17 protein-coding genes, 6 tRNA genes and 1 pseudogene are annotated in these 16,463 nt (G+C 72.4%); 9 read left to right on the top strand and 15 right to left on the bottom strand.

Features of this window, described 5'->3' with window-relative positions; translation table 11 throughout:
* Nucleotides 1–411 precede the first annotated feature (411 nt).
* Together K4G64_RS32025 and K4G64_RS32020 are read right to left on the bottom strand one after the other, a co-directional pair.
* A tRNA-Val gene (locus K4G64_RS32025) sits at nt 412–483 on the bottom strand.
* 46 nt (nt 484–529) lie between these two features.
* A complete protein-coding gene (locus tag K4G64_RS32020; protein WP_221759431.1) occupies nt 530–988 on the bottom strand; it encodes a TIGR02611 family protein in 459 nt (152 codons plus the stop codon).
* 191 nt (nt 989–1,179) lie between these two features.
* Between K4G64_RS32020 and K4G64_RS32015 the strand changes: the two genes are divergently transcribed.
* Nucleotides 1,180–1,593, top strand: coding sequence for an SsgA family sporulation/cell division regulator (locus K4G64_RS32015; protein WP_004002642.1), 414 nt, complete (start codon nt 1,180–1,182; stop codon nt 1,591–1,593).
* Nucleotides 1,594–1,883: 290 nt separating this feature from the next.
* Nucleotides 1,884–2,444, top strand: a complete 561-nt coding sequence (locus K4G64_RS32010; RefSeq protein WP_221759430.1) for a CGNR zinc finger domain-containing protein — start codon at nt 1,884–1,886, stop codon at nt 2,442–2,444.
* A gap of 82 nt (nt 2,445–2,526) precedes the next feature.
* On the opposite strand, the gene K4G64_RS32005 is transcribed toward K4G64_RS32010, so the two are convergent.
* On the bottom strand, nt 2,527–2,703 hold the full coding sequence (locus tag K4G64_RS32005; protein ID WP_221759429.1) for a hypothetical protein: 177 nt from the start codon (nt 2,701–2,703) through the stop codon (nt 2,527–2,529).
* Between the two features lie 157 nt (nt 2,704–2,860).
* The gene (locus tag K4G64_RS32000) at nt 2,861–3,301 is read right to left on the bottom strand and encodes a hypothetical protein (protein WP_221759428.1); all 441 of its coding nucleotides are present in this window, start codon (nt 3,299–3,301) and stop codon (nt 2,861–2,863) included.
* A gap of 177 nt (nt 3,302–3,478) precedes the next feature.
* On the opposite strand from K4G64_RS32000, the gene K4G64_RS31995 reads away from it, so the two are divergent.
* Nucleotides 3,479–4,003: a DsbA family protein gene (locus tag K4G64_RS31995; protein ID WP_221759427.1), complete on the top strand. Its 525-nt coding sequence runs from the start codon at nt 3,479–3,481 to the stop codon at nt 4,001–4,003.
* A gap of 245 nt (nt 4,004–4,248) precedes the next feature.
* Here the strand turns inward: K4G64_RS31995 and K4G64_RS31990 are convergent, their stop codons facing one another.
* From K4G64_RS31990 to K4G64_RS31980, 3 genes are read right to left on the bottom strand one after another with little or no spacing between them, the layout of a single operon-like run.
* Nucleotides 4,249–5,073, bottom strand: a complete 825-nt coding sequence (locus K4G64_RS31990) for a GNAT family N-acetyltransferase (RefSeq protein ID WP_221759426.1) — start codon at nt 5,071–5,073, stop codon at nt 4,249–4,251.
* 53 nt (nt 5,074–5,126) lie between these two features.
* The gene (locus K4G64_RS31985; RefSeq protein ID WP_221759425.1) at nt 5,127–5,948 is read right to left on the bottom strand and encodes an aminotransferase class IV; all 822 of its coding nucleotides are present in this window, start codon (nt 5,946–5,948) and stop codon (nt 5,127–5,129) included.
* A complete protein-coding gene (locus tag K4G64_RS31980) occupies nt 5,945–6,988 on the bottom strand; it encodes a chorismate-binding protein (protein WP_221759424.1) in 1,044 nt (347 codons plus the stop codon). The genes K4G64_RS31985 and K4G64_RS31980 overlap by 4 nt, the downstream gene beginning before the upstream one ends.
* A gap of 178 nt (nt 6,989–7,166) precedes the next feature.
* Here K4G64_RS31980 and K4G64_RS31975 point away from each other — a divergent pair.
* From K4G64_RS31975 to K4G64_RS31955, 5 genes are all read left to right on the top strand, one after another.
* Nucleotides 7,167–7,239, top strand: a tRNA-Gly gene (locus K4G64_RS31975).
* A gap of 37 nt (nt 7,240–7,276) precedes the next feature.
* A tRNA-Cys gene (locus K4G64_RS31970) sits at nt 7,277–7,350 on the top strand.
* A gap of 1 nt (nt 7,351) precedes the next feature.
* Nucleotides 7,352–7,423, top strand: a tRNA-Val gene (locus tag K4G64_RS31965).
* Nucleotides 7,424–7,448: 25 nt separating this feature from the next.
* Nucleotides 7,449–7,520, top strand: a tRNA-Val gene (locus K4G64_RS31960).
* A 43-nt stretch (nt 7,521–7,563) separates the two neighbouring features.
* Nucleotides 7,564–7,635: transfer RNA gene (locus K4G64_RS31955), tRNA-Val, on the top strand.
* A gap of 86 nt (nt 7,636–7,721) precedes the next feature.
* On the opposite strand, the gene K4G64_RS31950 is transcribed toward K4G64_RS31955, so the two are convergent.
* The 4 genes and pseudogenes from K4G64_RS31950 to K4G64_RS40680 all read right to left on the bottom strand — a co-directional run.
* Nucleotides 7,722–7,952 carry a zf-TFIIB domain-containing protein gene (locus K4G64_RS31950; protein WP_221759423.1) on the bottom strand — a complete coding sequence of 77 codons (231 nt, stop codon included), beginning with the start codon at nt 7,950–7,952 and terminating at the stop codon, nt 7,722–7,724.
* A gap of 79 nt (nt 7,953–8,031) precedes the next feature.
* Nucleotides 8,032–8,973, bottom strand: a complete 942-nt coding sequence (locus K4G64_RS31945; RefSeq protein ID WP_221759422.1) for an aminoglycoside phosphotransferase family protein — start codon at nt 8,971–8,973, stop codon at nt 8,032–8,034.
* Between the two features lie 204 nt (nt 8,974–9,177).
* The gene (locus K4G64_RS31940) at nt 9,178–9,384 is read right to left on the bottom strand and encodes a hypothetical protein (RefSeq protein ID WP_030842984.1); all 207 of its coding nucleotides are present in this window, start codon (nt 9,382–9,384) and stop codon (nt 9,178–9,180) included.
* A 202-nt stretch (nt 9,385–9,586) separates the two neighbouring features.
* Nucleotides 9,587–9,890, bottom strand: a pseudogene (locus K4G64_RS40680) (hypothetical protein); the annotation flags it as partial.
* Nucleotides 9,891–10,085: 195 nt separating this feature from the next.
* Here K4G64_RS40680 and K4G64_RS31935 point away from each other — a divergent pair.
* Nucleotides 10,086–11,522 (top strand): serine/threonine-protein kinase, encoded by a 1,437-nt coding sequence (locus K4G64_RS31935; RefSeq protein WP_221759421.1) that lies wholly within the window; start codon nt 10,086–10,088, stop codon nt 11,520–11,522.
* Between the two features lie 61 nt (nt 11,523–11,583).
* Here the strand turns inward: K4G64_RS31935 and K4G64_RS31930 are convergent, their stop codons facing one another.
* The 4 genes from K4G64_RS31930 to cobT form a co-directional block, all read right to left on the bottom strand.
* The gene (locus K4G64_RS31930) at nt 11,584–11,976 is read right to left on the bottom strand and encodes an NUDIX domain-containing protein (protein ID WP_221759420.1); all 393 of its coding nucleotides are present in this window, start codon (nt 11,974–11,976) and stop codon (nt 11,584–11,586) included.
* Between the two features lie 9 nt (nt 11,977–11,985).
* Nucleotides 11,986–12,804, bottom strand: coding sequence for an RNA methyltransferase (locus K4G64_RS31925; RefSeq protein ID WP_221759419.1), 819 nt, complete (start codon nt 12,802–12,804; stop codon nt 11,986–11,988).
* Between the two features lie 64 nt (nt 12,805–12,868).
* Entirely contained in the window at nt 12,869–14,110 is a 1,242-nt protein-coding gene (cobA, locus tag K4G64_RS31920) for a uroporphyrinogen-III C-methyltransferase (protein ID WP_221759418.1), read from the bottom strand.
* 268 nt (nt 14,111–14,378) lie between these two features.
* On the bottom strand, nt 14,379–16,463 hold a 2,085-nt coding region (gene cobT / locus K4G64_RS31915), incomplete at its 5' end, for a nicotinate-nucleotide--dimethylbenzimidazole phosphoribosyltransferase (RefSeq protein ID WP_260461258.1).

Below are 16,463 nucleotides of genomic sequence, written 5' to 3'. Positions count from 1 at the left end.
GTTACGGGTGGGGCAGCGGCGCGAACGAGGCCCGGCGGCAGGAGCGGCCTCCCAGGGGCCCAGTCCCGCCCGGCGGACGGATCACGACCCCGGCCCGATCGCCCGGCGGAGCGCCCCGCGGCCCCCTGGTCACCCCGGGCGGTCACACCACCAGCCGGCCGATGCGCCCTTCACGCAGGCTCCGGCCACGGCCCGACCGACCGGCGCCGCGGCAGCCCTCGGCCCCCCTCGACACCCCTCGACACCCGGAACTCTGCGTCACCGAAACGGGCGCGAGCACCTCGGCAGAGCACCACCGTCGGACACCTCGAAGCCCCGGCCGGACAGAGCCCGACACACGGCCTCCGGCCTGCTGGCAGGCACAACGACGGCGGCCCACCTGCGCTTGCGCAGGTGGGCCGCCGGTCCGGGTGGGCGATACTGGGTTCGAACCAGTGACCTCTTCGGTGTGAACGAAGCGCTCTCCCACTGAGCTAATCGCCCGGACGCAGGAAGAACATTACCCCATGTCAGGGCGTGCCTGTGACGCTCACTGGTCCTTGATCTTCCACGGCATGGCGATGCCGAACTTCCACAGGTAGAAGCCGACCAGTACGCCCACGATCACCAGCCCGATCGACGTCAGAATGATGTTGCGGCGCCGCACCTTGGGATCGAGGGCGCGCTGGGCCGCCTCGGTGACCTTGCGCTTGGTCCAGCGGAGCACCAGCTGGGCCCAGACGAACTCCGTCGCCCAGATCGCCATGCCGCCGAAGATCACGACCCAGCCCGGCCCGGGAAGGGGCAGCATGATGATGCCGGCCACGACGACCGCGAGCCCGATGATGAAGACGCCGACCTGCCAGCTCACGTGCAGCGCCCGACGGGCCTTGATGAATTCCGGCGCCCGCGAGCCGAGCCCGCGGTCCTGCTCGCCGTGCACCTCGCTCGTCCCCGTCTCGTCCGACGCCACGGCCACCTCGCCCGGCTCGTTACTCCCCGTATTCATACGGGCAAACACTACCCGAGCGAAACCAGTCACCGGAATGGACGCACGACGCGAACGATCTCTCGGCCGGAAGAGTTACGTAAAGGCACGCAAAACACTCAGAGGGGTTTACAACGGCACCGTAGGTGGCATGTCGATTTCGCCGACGTGCGAATCCCCGAGCGCACACTGAGCGAAAGGCCCTGGCGCTTATGAACACCACGGTCAGCTGCGAGCTGCACCTGCGCCTCGTTGTGTCGAGCGAGTCCTCCCTGCCTGTCCCCGCAGGCCTGCGGTACGACACGGCCGACCCCTACGCCGTGCACGCCACCTTCCACACCGGAGCCGAGGAAACCGTCGAGTGGGTGTTCGCCCGAGACCTCCTCGCCGAGGGGCTTCACCGCCCTACGGGCACCGGCGACGTCCGCGTCTGGCCGTCGCGCAGTCACGGTCAGGGCGTCGTGTGCATCGCCCTGAGCTCGCCGGAGGGCGAGGCCCTGCTCGAGGCCCCGGCGCGGGCCCTGGAGTCCTTCCTGAAGCGCACCGACGCCGCCGTGCCGCCCGGCACGGAACACCGGCACTTCGACCTCGACCAGGAGCTCTCGCACATCCTGGCGGAAAGCTAGGGCGAGGCCCCCACAAAGCCGCCCGGCGCCGTCGACTCGGGGAGACGGCTCGGGCCTGGACAACCGCACATGGGATGACACCGGCGCCGGTACCGCGGCTCAACGCGGTACGGCGCCGGTTCGCGTCCTGGGCCCCTCCCCCGCTGCCCCTGCGCGGGAACCCTGGCGGGCCCGGCGGCGTTGTATTCGAAGCCATGTGCGGGCAAGAGGGCGGTCCGGCGGTGGTGGAGCCGTTACCATCGGCCAGCATCGGCGGGCGCCCGCCCGACCCTCAGGCCAGGGAGCAAATCGTGCTGATCACCCACGACACCCGGTGCGCCCTCGACACCGTGGTCGATCTGGTGAACACCGCACCGGAGGACGACACGGCGTCGGACGGGCTGCCGGACGTGGCGACCCTCGCGGACTTCGTGCGGAACCACGAGATCAGCGATGTCGGGGTGCTCTCGGAGTTCGACCTCTCCGCGGTGCGCAAGATCCGCGAACGCTTCGCCTTCGTCTTCGCCGCCCCGGACGCCCGGGCCGCGGCAGGCCAGATCAACGAGCTTGTCGCGGCCGCCGGCACCACGCCCCGGCTCACGGACCACGACGGCTACGACTGGCATGTGCACTACTTCGCGCCCGGCGCCTCCGTCGCCGACCATCTGGCCGCCGACTGCGGCATGGCGCTGGCGTTCTTCGTGGTCGCCGGCGAGCAGGAGCGGCTGCGGCGGTGCGAGGCGCCCGACTGCCGGCGCGCCTTCGTGGACCTGTCCCGCAACCGCTCACGGCGCTACTGCGACAGCCGTACCTGCGGAAACCGGCTGCACGTGGCCGCGTACCGGGCGCGCCGCAAGGAGGCGGCGGGCTGACGCCGTCGCCGGGTCGTGGGGCCGCAAGGGCGTCGATGCCGACGCGGCCCCGGCGGATGGCGCCGGGTACCGCGGGTACGGCTCACAGCAGCAGCAGATCGTGCAACGAGGCCATGAGCAGCAGGCTCCCGATCACCGCCAGGAAGATCATCAGCGGTGGCTGGGACAGGGCGAAGAGGCAACCGCGCGGCTCGTCCCGCGGGGGACCTGGCTCGTCCTGCGGCGGTGCGGGGTCACTCTGTTTCGTCGTGTCGAGCATCTCGCGGCGATGATGACGCAGTCGCCCCGCCGCACGCGATCAGCGCCCCCGTTCCGTGCGGGAGTGCACCGATTCCGTGAGGTCCGGTTCGGGTTGTGATCACTTCCGCGCACCCGCGGACGCACTGTGACGATTCAGCCCCGAGCGGGCTGCCCCTTCATATGCCGTGCTTCTTGAGGATGGCCTCGATGTCGCTGAAGTCGTCGTCGCCGCGGGACGCGGGTGCGGGCCGGGTCGCCGGCCGGGTGCCCTGGCCCAGGGCCGGTGCCGCGGCGCCGGAGGCCACCGCATCGGACCGGCCGGCCTCGCGGGCCGCCGCCCGGCGCTCCTTGCGGGTGCCGCCGCGGCGGCGCTCCACGGCCCGTGTGGTCATGAAGAGCACCCAGGCGAGACCGAGCAACCCGAATCCGGCCCAGGCCGTCGGGCTGAAGGCGGTGTCGGCCAGCCACTCGACGACTCCCGTCATCACCAGGCCGATCGGAACGAGGGAGTAGGCCGCGATACGGACGGCCGCGAGGTAGCGCTTGCGGTACGCCGTGACGATCGCAATGCCCAGGCCTGCCGCGGACACGGCGGAGCAGACGGTCTCGGCAATCATCTGGTCCTCCAGGCGTGGCGCGGTCGGGTCGGGGCACTTCCTCCCCTTCCATCCTGCACCCGCCGTACCCCGGGGGGCCATGCCGCGGCCCGACATCAGGGACATCTCCGGGTCACCTCCTCCGCAGGTGCCGGTGCGGGCTGCGCCCCCGGTCCGTACTGCTGGGAGACTGTCGGCATGAGCGACTCCTCCTCCGACCGTTCCGCCGCCCCCGTCCTCGAGGTCTGGTGCGACCTCCAGTGCCCGGACTGCCGTACCGCGCTGGACGATCTCCATGCCCTGCGCGCCCGCTACGGCGACCGCCTGGAGGTGCGGCTGCGGCACTTCCCGCTGGAGAAGAACAAGCACGCCTTCGCCGCCGCCCAGGCCGCGGAGGAGGCGTGGGAGCAGGGCCGCGGATGGCCGTACGCTGAGGCCCTGCTGGGGCGGGTGGAGGAGCTGTCCCGTAAGGGGGAACCCTTCCTGGTCGAGGTGGCTCGCGAACTGGACCTGGACGCCGAGGAGTTCGACACCGCGCTGATCGACGGCCGGCACATCCTGATCGTGGACGCCGACCAGGCCGAGGGCAAGGCGATCGGCGTGACCGGTACCCCGACGTACGTCATCGGCGGTGAGCGGCTCGACGGCGGCAAGAGCCAGGAGGGGCTGCGCGAGCGCATCGAGGAGATCGCGGACCGGCTGCTGGCCGGGCAGGAGCACTGACCGCCTCGCCCGGCTTCGGGCCGCTGGGGCCTGTCGGTTGGATCAGGTCGCAGGATGGCGGCGGTTCCTGTCAGCGCCGGTGAGCGGGGCCTGGTGCGTGCAGCTGCAAGGCGGAGGAGGGCGTCGGCGCGATGGGGGTCCCTCCCGCGCGAGCGCAGCCGAGCGTGGGGAGTCGGCAACCGACGACAACGCGGCAGATGCGCGTGCCAGGCCCCGCGTCTGCGGTCTGATCCAAACGACAGGCCCTACAGCAGCGGCTTGTACATGGCGTACTGCTCGGTCTCGTAGCCGAGGGAGGCGTAGAGCCGTTCGGCCGGGGCATTGCCGGCGAAGACATTGAGGCCGAGGGTCCGTCTGCCCTCGGCAATCGTCTGGGCCTCGGCGAGCAGCATCAGCGTGCGGCCGTGGCCCTTCCCCCGGTGGGCGGCGTCGGCTTCGACGTCGAAGACGAACGCGCTGTCCTCACGCACCGCCAGCCACAGCGTGCCCACCGGTGTCCCCAGGTGCTCGACGACGCTGATGAGCATGCCGGGGGTGGCGAGGCCCTCGGGCAGCAGGGTGGCGTGGTCGCGCTCCGACTTGGCCCGGGCCTCGGCCTCCGGGACGCCCCGTTCGATCCAGCTGCGCGCGTAGTCCTCCAGGCCCTTCTCCAGCCAGGGCCCGAACTCCGCCTCGGTCATGGGCCGGGCGCGACGGCCCTCCGGCAGGTCGGGCGGGATATCGCCGAGCTGCTTCGCCATGCCACGGTTGCGGACGACGTAGCCGAGCGCCGTGGCGAGCCGGACTCCCGCCTCGGACGCGGCGGGGACCGCCGCCTCGACGCGGCGGCACCCCCAGCCGCGCGCCACCTCCTCCGCGGCGAGTGCGGCGACCGTGCCCCGTCCCCGCCTGCGATCCGGCTCGTCGATGTGCAGCTTCGTGATCCGGGCCACCCCGGCGCCGAAGACGGGGTGCGTGCCGAGGTGTATCGCCCCCACGGGACGGCTGTTGACACACACCTGGAAGCGGCGTGAGCGCGTCCCGTCGGCGTTCTGCTGAAGCGGCTCGATCGGCCGCAGGGTCGTGGTCATCAGGGGTGTTCTACCCGCAACCAGGTCCCTGGTCAGCCGAATTTCCGAGGCTTTCAGGGGTCGAGGTCGTTCCCGGCCCGCTCGTCGAAGATCCGCATGGCCTTGGCGGTCACCGGGCCGGGTGCGCCGGGCAGCTCACGGCCGTCGACGCGGTGCACCGCCTGCACGTCCCGCAGGGTGGACGTCAGGAAGATCTCGTCGGCCCGCTCCAGGACGTCCAGCGGCAGGTCGGTCTCCTTGGCGCCGGTCCATTCGACGGTGAGCGCACGGGTGATGCCGGCGAGGCAGCCCGAGGCGATCGGCGGCGTGTGGATCTCGCCGTCGAGGACGACGAAGACGTTCGACCCGGTGCCCTCGCACAGCTGCCCCACCGTGTTGCCGAACAGGGCCTCGGACGCGCCCTGTTCACGGGCCCGGGCGAGGGCGACCACGTTCTCGGCGTACGAGGTGGTCTTCAGGCCGGTGAGCGCGCCGCGCTCGTTGCGGGTCCAGGGGACCGTGATCACGGCGGTGGAGTCGGGGCGGCGGGTGGTCTCGCCGAGGGCGACGACCAGAGTCGGGCCGTGCTCGCCGCGGTCGGAACCGAGGGGGCCGTGCCCGCCGGTGTAGGTGATGCGGAGGCGGCCGAGCGGCACGGGGTTGGCGTCGAGGACGGCGGCGCAGGCGCGGCGCACCTCGTCGTGGTCCGGGTCCGGCAGGCCGAGGCCGCGGGCGGACCGGGTCAGCCGGTCGAGGTGCCGGGTGAGCGCGAACACCCGGCCGTCCACGGCCTTCACCGTCTCGAAGATGCCGTCGCCCACGGTCAGCCCGTGGTCGAAGACGGAGACGCGGGCGGACTCGATGTCCTGCAGACCGCCGTCGAGCCAGATCTTCACGTCAGGTCCTCTCCACTCACCTCGTACGCTCCCGACGCTATCGCGAGCAGCCGGGACGCCTTCAGCTCGGTCTCCCGCCACTCCCCCTCGGGGTCGGAGCCCCAGGTGATGCCGGCCCCGGTGCCGAAGCGCAGCATGCCGTCGGCCCGGTCGATCCAGAAGGTACGGATACCGACGGCCAGCTCTCCGATCTCCCGGTCGGCGTCGACCCAGCCGATGCCGCCGCAGTACGGCCCCCTGGGCGCGGTCTCCAGCGCGTCGATGATCCGCAGCGCGCTGGACTTGGGCGCGCCGGTGACCGAGCCGGGCGGGAAGGCGGCGCCGAGCAGCTCGGCCCAGCCGGCCCCCTCCCCCAGCTCGCCGCGGACCGTCGACACGAGGTGGACCAGCCCGGGATGCTTCTCGACGGCACACAGGTCGGGCACCGTGACGCTGCCCGTGGCACACACCCGCCCGATGTCGTTACGGACGAGGTCCACGATCATCACGTTCTCGGCGTAGTCCTTCTCCAGCAGGTCCGCCTCGGTGCGGCCGGTGCCCTTGATCGGCCCGGACTCGACGGTCCGGCCGTCGCGGCGCAGGAACAGCTCGGGAGAGGCGGTGGCGATCTCCACGCCGTGCTCGGCCAGGCGGATCGTTCCTGCGTACGGTGCCGGGTTGCCGCGGGCCAGCAGCGCGGTGAGCGCGTCCACGTCGGCGCCGGGCGGGACGGGCGCGGACAGCACCCGGCACAGGTTCGCCTGGTAGACCTCGCCGGCCGCGATGTGTTCGCGGATCCGCCGCACCCCGGCCGTGTACGCGGCGCGGTCGAGCGAGGACGTCCAGTCACCGGCAGCGGGACCGCGCCATGCGCCGGGCACGGGAACAGGCACGTCCGCCGTCCGGACCTCCGCGAAGCGAGCGCAGGTCAGACGGCCCTCGAAGTCGGCGCAGACGGCCCAGAAGCCGCTGGACTCCAGGGCTTCGGGATCGTCGGTGACGTCGAGGAGCCCGGTGGCGACACGGTCACCGAAGCGGGCGAGAGGAGGGAGGTCGAGCACGCCGTCGAGTCTAGGACGGGTGTCCCGCGGGTGGCCGGGGGATGTCCCCTCGGGCGGCCTTGTGACCTCGCTGAGCAGGGGAAGCGCAGCACGCTGCACAAACGCGTTTTTGTACTGGCCCCGGTATCCGCTAGAGTTCAACACGTCGCCGGGCCGCGAGAGCGGTCCGAAACGACAGGCGGACGTAGCTCAGTTGGTAGAGCGCAACCTTGCCAAGGTTGAGGTCGCGAGTTCGAACCTCGTCGTCCGCTCGAAGGAAGAGGGGGCTTCCCGGCCCCCTACACTCCTGGTGGAGTGGCCGAGAGGCGAGGCAACGGCCTGCAAAGCCGTCTACACGGGTTCAAATCCCGTCTCCACCTCCAAGGACGATTAGCTCAGCGGGAGAGCGCTTCCCTGACACGGAAGAGGTCACTGGTTCAATCCCAGTATCGTCCACTGGATCTTTCAAGATCCCGACCCCGCGCGATTAGCTCAGCGGGAGAGCGCTTCCCTGACACGGAAGAGGTCACTGGTTCAATCCCAGTATCGCGCACGCAGTGCCCATGATCCGATGCACTCGGTGGTCATGGTCCCGAGGACGATTAGCTCAGCGGGAGAGCGCTTCCCTGACACGGAAGAGGTCACTGGTTCAATCCCAGTATCGTCCACAGCACCAAGGAGCCCCCGGCCGTTCGCGGCCGGGGGCTCCTGTCGTGTCACGACTTCACGTCACGACTGCGCGTCACGACTCGCATCAGGACGAGAACAGCATGTGGCCGAAGCTCTTGTTGCGGTGGTGCCCGTGGTGGCCGTGGTGCCCGTGGCCGCCGTGCGGGGCGGCCTGGGACCACTGCGCTTCCAGGCGGGTCAGCGACTCCAGCTCGCCGTAGTCGAGAAAGATCCCGCGGCAGCCGCTGCACTGCTCGATCTGGACACCGTTGCGGTTGTACGTGTGCATCGGCGCACGGCACTTCGGACACTGCATGGTCGTTCAACTCCTCGCCGGTCGGTCCTGCTTCACATCTCGCCAGGACAGACTCTGTCCCGCTGCAGTCGGTTGCACCCTACTTCGCGTGGTCCCGCCCCAACTGCGGCGGGACGGTAGCCATTCGGTCACAGGCGTCCACGACCGACCGCTCCACCTCGTCGAGTGGGCGGCCGGCCGCGAACGCCTTGGTGACGGCCCGGGCCGCGGTCTGGGCGGTGAGGGCCCGGGCGGGGACGTCGAGAGCGGGCCAGGGGTCGCCCTCGGCGGGGACGGCGGGGCCGCCGGCCTCCCGGTAGGCGGTGAGGAACCGGGTCCACTCGTCGGGCGGGAGCAGGCCGCAGGCGTACCAGGCGGCGGGGCGGGCGAGGTCCCAGGCGGGGACGCCGACGCCGAGGTCGTCCACGTCTATCAGCAGCCAGGGGCCGTCGGGAGCGGGGTGACGGATGAGCTGCCCGAGGTGGAGGTCGCCGTGGCAGAGGGTGCCGGAGTCGGGCATCGGGACCTCGGCGCGGGCCCAGGGCGGGAGGGTGGCCCAGGCGCGCAGGACCGGGGCGGCCGCCGGGTGCGGACCTGCCTCGCGGAGTCGGCCGATGGCCTGGGCCGCCTTGACGGGGCCGCGCATGGCGGGCAGGCCGACCGGAACCGGGGTGCGGTGGAGGCGGGCGAGGAGCGTGGCGGCTGCTTCCCAGGGGGCGGCGTCCGGATCGTCGGGATCCACGGGAGTGCCGTACGGCCAGAACGTCGTGAGGCGGCCGTGCAGGTCGGCCGGGGCCCGGTCCAGTGGGGGCAGGAGGATGTCGGGGTGGTGGGCGGCGAGGGTGAGGCGGCCGGTCAGCTCGGCCGGGTCGGTGCCCGGGGCGTGGGCCTTCGCGACGGTGTCCGCGTGCCGCACCACCAGACCGTCGGGGCGGTCGGCGAGCGTGGTCGCGCCGCAGGGGCAGGCCGACGAGCGCGCGTGGGCGGTGGCTCGGGCCTTCGCGGTGAGGTCGGCCAGGAGCGGAACGGCGGCGGAGGTCACCGGCCGAGAGTACGTGCAGACGGGGGCCGGGCCGTAGGGAACGGTTCGTTCCGGGCGCTCGGCGCCTGCGGGACAAAAGCAATGCCGGCGCAGCTCCCCAGCTGCGCCGGCATTTTTTGCCGTCCGCCGCACCCCCGTCCCCACGGGGTTTCATGGGTGGGATGTCCCCGCCCGGACCGCTCTTCCGGGCCTGGGGGTCGCCGCTCAGCGCCCCAGCATCTCTCCCACGGACGACGCCTGTGTGGCCACTGTCTCCCACCCGTCGAAGACGAGGAGGAGCAGGACCGCCAGGGGAAGGGCCATCAACGTCGCCACCACCGGGTGGCGACGGCCCTGGCGGCGGCGGAACGCGGCGGCGTACACCTTGCGTCCCTCTTCGCGGAGCAGCGTCCGCGGAGCCGTCTGGGCCATGGTCCCTCTCCTGCCCGTTCTCAGTTGTCGTTGGCAGCGGCGGGCGTCTGACCTCGGGGGACGAGTGCTGCCACCCGCCGCTTGACCTCAAATCTAGGCGTCCGGCCCTCCCTGGGCGTCATGCCCTCGTACCGATTGCCGGGCCTCCCGGAGGATGAGCCGCCACCTGCGATGTACTCCCCTGGGTGGAGACGGGGGCGCGGGTCTCAGGGTCTTCCCCGACGGGACGACCGGATCATCCCTTTTATCCGAGCTCTCCTCCCGCGGAACCGGCTGTTCCACCAGAGCCAGCACCCGATTCGCCATGAAGCGAGCGGTACGTACGACTGTCCCTCCCCCACTGCCTAAACGGCGTGGGGGGACCCCCACCGGGTGACTTCGCTCACTTCCACGACGCCTCGGCGTACCGCTGTCTCCACCCTGCGGCCCGCCCTGCTCGCCACCACCTCGTAGGTGCGCGTCGTGTCCCCCGCGTCCACGACTATCTCCACGCGATCACCCTTCACAGGACCAATCCCCCTTCTGTGACGGGTGGTTGGGGTCACACGCGGCGCGAAGTCCGCCTCTTCGCACGCTCCCTGACCACCTTTCAAGTCTCCCACCCACCACTGACAATCCATCACGCCGAGAGGGCGCGGCCTCTGCGCGCGGGCGGCCGTGGAAACGTAAGCTGTGGCTCGTCACAGGACCGGGCAGCGGGGATGAACATGGCGATGATGCGCCTGAGGCGCGAGGACCCGCGCGTCGTCGGCTCGTTCAAGCTTCACAGACGGCTCGGCGCGGGCGGGATGGGCGTGGTCTACCTGGGCTCCGACAAGAAGGGGCAGCGGGTCGCGCTCAAGGTCATCCGTCCCGACCTGGCGGAGGATCAGGAGTTCCGCTCCCGGTTCGCCCGTGAGGTCTCGGCGGCCCGGCGGATCCGCGGCGGCTGCACGGCCCGGCTGGTGGCCGCCGACCTCGACGCGGACCGGCCCTGGTTCGCCACCCAGTACGTGCCCGGCCCGTCCCTGCACGACAAGGTCGCGGCCGAGGGACCGCTCTGCGCGGCGGATGTCGCCGCCGTGGGTGCGGCCCTGTCGGAGGGCCTGGTCGCGGTGCACGAGGCCGGGGTGGTGCACCGGGACCTGAAGCCGTCCAACATCCTGCTGTCCCCGAAGGGGCCGCGGATCATCGACTTCGGCATCGCCTGGGCCACCGGCGCCTCGACGCTCACCCATGTCGGCACGGCGGTCGGCTCGCCCGGCTTCCTGGCGCCGGAGCAGGTGCGCGGGGCCGCCGTCACCCCGGCCACGGACGTGTTCTCGCTCGGTGCCACCCTCGCGTACTCCTCGATGGGCGACTCGCCCTTCGGGCACGGCAGTTCCGAGGTGATGCTGTACCGCGTGGTGCACGAGGAGCCGCAGCTGCACGGCGTCCCCGACGCGTTGGCTCCGCTCGTCCGCGCATGTCTGGCGAAGGACCCCGAGGAGCGGCCCAGCACGCTCCAACTGTCGCTGCGGCTCAAGGAGATCGCGGCCCGGGAGTCGCAGGACATCGCCGTTGTGCGACCGCCCGCGCCGCGCGGCGCCGAGAGCGACCGGCCCGTCGACACCTACCCCGAGCGCGCCCGGCGTCCGCAAGGACTACAGGGCGGCGGGGTCTCCGGGGCGCAGCGGGGCCGGGGCACTCCCCCGCCGCGGGGTTCAGCCCCGTCCCGGGACGGCCATCCGTCACCGGACGGTCCGGCTTCGCAGAGCGGGACCGGTGGGCGCGGCGGAGCCCGGGCGACCGGGGGCGGGAACCGCGGCAGGACTCCGGTGCGCGGGGCGGGCGCCTCGCGGGGCGGCACCCCCTCGCGGTCCGGGTCGCGGCCGACGCCCACCGGGCGCAACGGCACGCGGTCGGGCAGCGGCAGCCGCCCCGCCCCGCACAGCGGCACCGGGCGCCCGGCGTCCAGGAACACCGGGACGAAACTGCGGCCAGCCAATCCGCGGTTGCTGCGGCAGCGGCTGTTCGTGTTCGTCGTGGTGACGCTGCTGGTGGCGGTGGGCATCGCCCTGGTGCAGGGCTGCCAGGGCCCCGCGCGGGGACTCGGCGGCGACGGGGGCGGGGTACGGCAGGAGCGCGTCCAGCAGGACGATCCCCCACGGGGCTTCTAGCCGGGACCGACGGCTGGGAGACTGCCGGCCGGGAGGCGACGGCCCGCTGTCCGGCGCGGCGTCAGAGCTCCGGCAGGATGCGTTCGAAGAACTCCCGGTCCCCGTCGAAGACCGGGTCCAGGGCCAGGAACTCCCGCGGGGTGACCCAGCGGGTCTCGGCGACCTCGCGCGGGTCGGGGACCACCTCGCCCGTGTCGGCCCGTACGGTCCACCAGTGGAGGCGGAAGCGGTGGTCGTCGGTCTCCGACTCCCAGACCTTCGCCTCCGGTACGACGGTGAGGCCGACCTCCTCGCGCACTTCCCGGACGACCGCCTGCTCCTGGGTCTCGCCCGGCTCGACCTTGCCGCTGAGCGGCTGCCAGTAGCCGGGGCGGACGACGGCCGGGCCGCGTCGGACGGCGAGGAGGCGGTCGCCGCGCAGGAGCACGGCGACGACGGCTTCGCGCTGCTCCACGTGACGTCCTCAGACCTGGGGCCGGCCGGTGGCCACGGCGTAGAAGGCCACGGCGGCCGCCGCGCCCACGTTGAGGGAGTCGACGCCGTGGGACATGGGGATGCGGACCCATTCGTCGGCCGCGACCAGGGCCTGGGTGGACAGGCCGTCGCCCTCGGCGCCGAGCATCAGGGCCACGCGGTCCATGGTGTGCGGGGCGGCCTCGTCGAGGGGCCGGGCCTTCTCGTCGGGGGTGAGGGCGAGCAGGGTGAAGCCCGCTTCACGGACCGAGTCCAGGCCCTTGGGCCAGGTGTCCAGCCGGGCGTACGGGACGGAGAAGACCGCGCCCATGGAGACCTTCACACTGCGGCGGTAGAGAGGGTCGGCGCAGTCCGGGGAGAGCAGGACCGCGTCCATGCCGAGGGCGGCGGCCGAGCGGAAGATGGCGCCGATGTTGGTGTGGTCGTTGACCGACTCCATGACGACGACACGGCGGGCGGTCCGCAGGAGGTCGGCAGCCGTGGGCAGGGGCTTGCGCTGCATGGACGCGAGCGCGCCGCGGTGCACGTGGTAGCCGGTGACCTGCTCGGCGAGCTCCGGGCTGACGGCGTAGACCGGAGCGGGGAGTTCGTCGATGACGTCGCGCATGACGTCGACCCACTTGGCCGAGAGCAGCATGGACCGCATCTCGTAACCGGCTTCCTTGGCCCTGCGGATGACCTTCTCGCCCTCGGCGATGAACAGGCCCTCGGCGGGTTCGCGCTTGCGGCGCAGCTCCACGTCGGTCAGGCCGGTGTAGTCGCGCAGACGCGGGTCGTCGGGATCCTCGACGGTGATGAGATCGGCCACAGGGTGATACTGCCTTGTCCTGGGTGTGGTGCCAACGGCTCGGTACGGGTTGTGTTACCCGGGGTTACTTGCGTGGCGCGGAGGCCGCGGGGCCGACCGTCACGACGTCGCCGATGACGATGACCGCCGGGGGCTTCACGTCCTCGGCCCGCACGGTCTCCGCGACCGTCGCGAGGGTGGCGTCGACGCGGCGCTGAGCGGCGGTCGTGCCCTCCTGGACGAGAGCGACGGGGGTGTCGGACGGCTTTCCGTGGGCGACGAGCGTCTCGGCGATCTTCCCGATCTTGTCGACGCCCATGAGGATCACGAGGGTGCCGGTCAGCCGGGCCAGGGACGGCCAGTCCACCAAGGAGCGCTCGTCGTCGGGCGCCACGTGCCCGCTGACCACGGTGAACTCGTGGGCGACGCCGCGATGGGTGACGGGGATGCCCGCCGCGCCCGGGACCGAGATCGAGCTGGAGATCCCGGGGACGACCGTGCAGGGGATACCGACCTCGGCGAGGGCCTGGAGTTCCTCCATGCCGCGGCCGAAGACGTAGGGGTCGCCGCCCTTCAGCCGGACGACCGACTTGCCCTGCTTTGCGTGCTCGATCAGCGCGTTGTTGATGGCCTCCTGGGCCATGAAGCGGCCGTAAGGAATCTTGGCCGCGTCGATCACCTCGACGTGCGACGGGAGTTCGGCGAGCAGGTCACGCGGGCCGAGGCGGTCCGCGATGACCACGTCGGCCTCGGCGAGCAGACGGCGGCCGCGCACGGTGATCAGGTCGGGGTCGCCGGGGCCACCGCCGACCAGGGCGACTCCGGGTGTGCGGGTGCGGAAGTGCGGGGCGACGAGTGTGCCGTCGCGCAGGCCCTCGACGACCGCGTCGCGGATGGCGGCGGTGTGGCGGGGGTCGCGCCCCTTGGCGTCGGTGGTGAGGACCGCGACCGTGACGCCCTCGCTGTGGCCGGTGGCCGGGGTCCACGCCGTCGCCCGGTCGGCGTCGTCGGAGCGGACGCACCAGACGCGGTGCCGCTCGGCCTCGGCCGAGGCGGTTGTATTGGCCTCGGGGTCGCTGGTGGCGATGAGGGCGTACCAGGCGTCGGCCAGGTCGCCCTCCGCGTACGGGCGCCGCTGCCAGGTGATCTCGCCGGCGTCCGCCATGGCCTCGACCGAGGGGGTGGCCTCGGGCGACACGAGGAGGACGTCCGCGCCCGCCGCGATCAGTGCCGGGAGGCGGCGCTGGGCGACCTGGCCACCGCCGAGGACGACCACGCGACGGCCGGTGAGGCGGAGGCCTACGGGGTAGGCGGGGTGTTCGGCCATGAGGTGCGGCTCCTGTAGCGGCGGTGTTCAGTGCCCTGACGTGCGGATTTTAATGGGCGGCTGGAAGGACGGCTCGGGTGGTCCAGTGGCTGGGCACCCGGGACGCCCCGTGGGCGGGCGGTCCGGTGGCTGGGCACCCCGGACGCCCCGTCGTCGGCGGGCGGTCGGGTGGCTGGGCATCCCTGCCGTGCCGACGGCGGGCGGTCCGTGGGCGGGTGTCCCGGCCCGCGGAACGCCCGCCCACGGATCCGCGTCGACGGCGGCAGCCCTACTTCTCCGTCACTCCTGCGGAGTCGAACGTCGCCACCTCGTGCATCGCCCTGGCCGTGCTCTGCACCAGCGGGAGGGCGAGCAGGGCACCGGTGCCCTCGCCGAGGCGCAGGTCGAGGTCGACCAGGGGGCGCAGGCCCAGCTTGTTGAGGGCGGCGACATGGCCCGGCTCGGCGCTGCGGTGGCCGGCGATGCACGCGGCCAGGACCTCCGGGGCGATCGCCCGGGCGACCAGGGCGGCGGCGCCGGCGCTGACGCCGTCCAGGATCACCGGCGTACGCAGGGAGGCGCCGCCGAGGAGGAGGCCGACGATGGCGGCGTGCTCGAAGCCGCCGATCGCGGCGAGCGCGCCGATCGGGTCGGCCGGGTCCGGCTGGTGCACTTCCAGGGCGCGGCGCACGACCTCGGTCTTGCGGGCGAGGGTCTCGTCGTTGATGCCGGTGCCCCGGCCCGTGACCTCGGCCGGGTCCGCGCCCGTGAAGACGGAGATCAGGGCGGCGGACGCGGTGGTGTTCGCGATGCCCATCTCACCGGTCAGCAGGGCCTTGTTGCCGGCGGCGACCAGGTCGCGGGCGGTCTCGATGCCGACCTCGATGGCCTGCCTGGCCTCCTCGCGGGTCATCGCGGGGCCGGTCGTCATGTCGGACGTGCCGCCGCGGATCTTGCGGGGCAGCAGACCCGGGGTGGCCGGCAGGTCGGCGGCGACGCCCACGTCCACGATGCAGACCTCGGCACCGACCTGGGTGGCGAAGGCGTTGCACACGGCACCGCCGCCGAGGAAGTTGGCCACCATCTGGGCCGTGACCTCCTGCGGCCAGGGGGTGACGCCCTGGGCGTGCACACCGTGGTCGCCCGCGAAGATCGCGACGGCCGCGGGCTCCGGGATGGGCGGCGGGCACTGGCGGGACAGGCCGGACAGCTGTGCGGAGATGATCTCCAGCATGCCCAGCGCTCCGGCCGGCTTGGTCATACGCTTCTGGCGCTCCCACGCCTCGCCGAGCGCCTTGGCGTCCAGCGGGCGGATCTGCGCGACGGTCTCGGCGAGCAGGTCGTGGGGTTCCTCTCCGGGCAGGGCACGGCGGCCGTATGTCTCTTCGTGCACGACCCAGGACAGCGGGCGGCGCTTGGACCAGCCGGCCTGCAACAGCTCGGGCTCGTCCGGGAATTCGTCGACGTAGCCGACGCACAGGTAGGCGATGATCTCCAGGTGCTCGGGCAGGCCGAGGGCGCGGACCATCTCGCGCTCGTCGAAGAAGCTGACCCAGCCGACGCCGAGGCCTTCGGCGCGGGCGGCGAGCCAGAGGTTCTCCACGGCCAGTGCGGCCGAGTAGGGGGCCATCTGGGGCTGGGTGTGACGGCCCAGGGTGTGCCGGCCGCCGCGGGTCGGGTCGGCGGTGACGACGATGTTCACCGGCGTGTCGAGGATGGCCTCGATCTTCAGTTCCTTGAACTGCTTCGCCCGGCCCTTGGGGAGGGACTTGGCGTAGGCGTCGCGCTGGCGCATGGCCAGTTCGTGCATCGCGCGCCGGGTGTCGGCGGAGCGGATGACGACGAAGTCCCACGGCTGCGAGTGACCGACGGACGGGGCGTGGTGGGCGGCCTCCAGGACGCGCAGCAGCACCTCGTGCGGGATCGGGTCGCTGCGGAAGCCGTTGCGGATGTCACGGCGTTCGCGCATGACCTTCAGGACGGCCTCGCGCTCGGCGGGGTCGTAGCCGGGGGCCGCGGAGCCGGTGGACTGTCGGACTTCTGCCACTGCGGCCGCACTCTCTTCTCGGCGTTCCTGGTCGGCCAGATCTTCCTGCTCGGCGGCCCGGGTGTCCAGGTCGTCGGCGTTCTGGGCCAGTTGGGCGTCCCCGTCGCGGGGTGCCGGGACGGTGACCGCGGAGGCGGGGGGCTCCAGCGTCTCGGGCGGCGCCAGCTGGGACTGCTGGGGGCCCTGCATGTGCTGCTCGGGCTCCATCTGCGCCTCGGGCCGCTCGTCCGTGGCCGGGGCGGGGAGTACGACGGTGACGTCCTCGCTGGGTGGTGCGGGAGTGACCGGGGCCTGGACGGGCTCGACGGCCTCGGGGGCGGGGGTGAC

Source organism: Streptomyces sp. WAC04114 (assembly GCF_019733245.1).
Lineage (GTDB): Bacteria > Actinomycetota > Actinomycetes > Streptomycetales > Streptomycetaceae > Streptomyces > Streptomyces massasporeus_A.
Note: the sequence above shows the minus strand (reverse complement) of the source record. Positions and strands in the feature narration are given on the sequence as shown.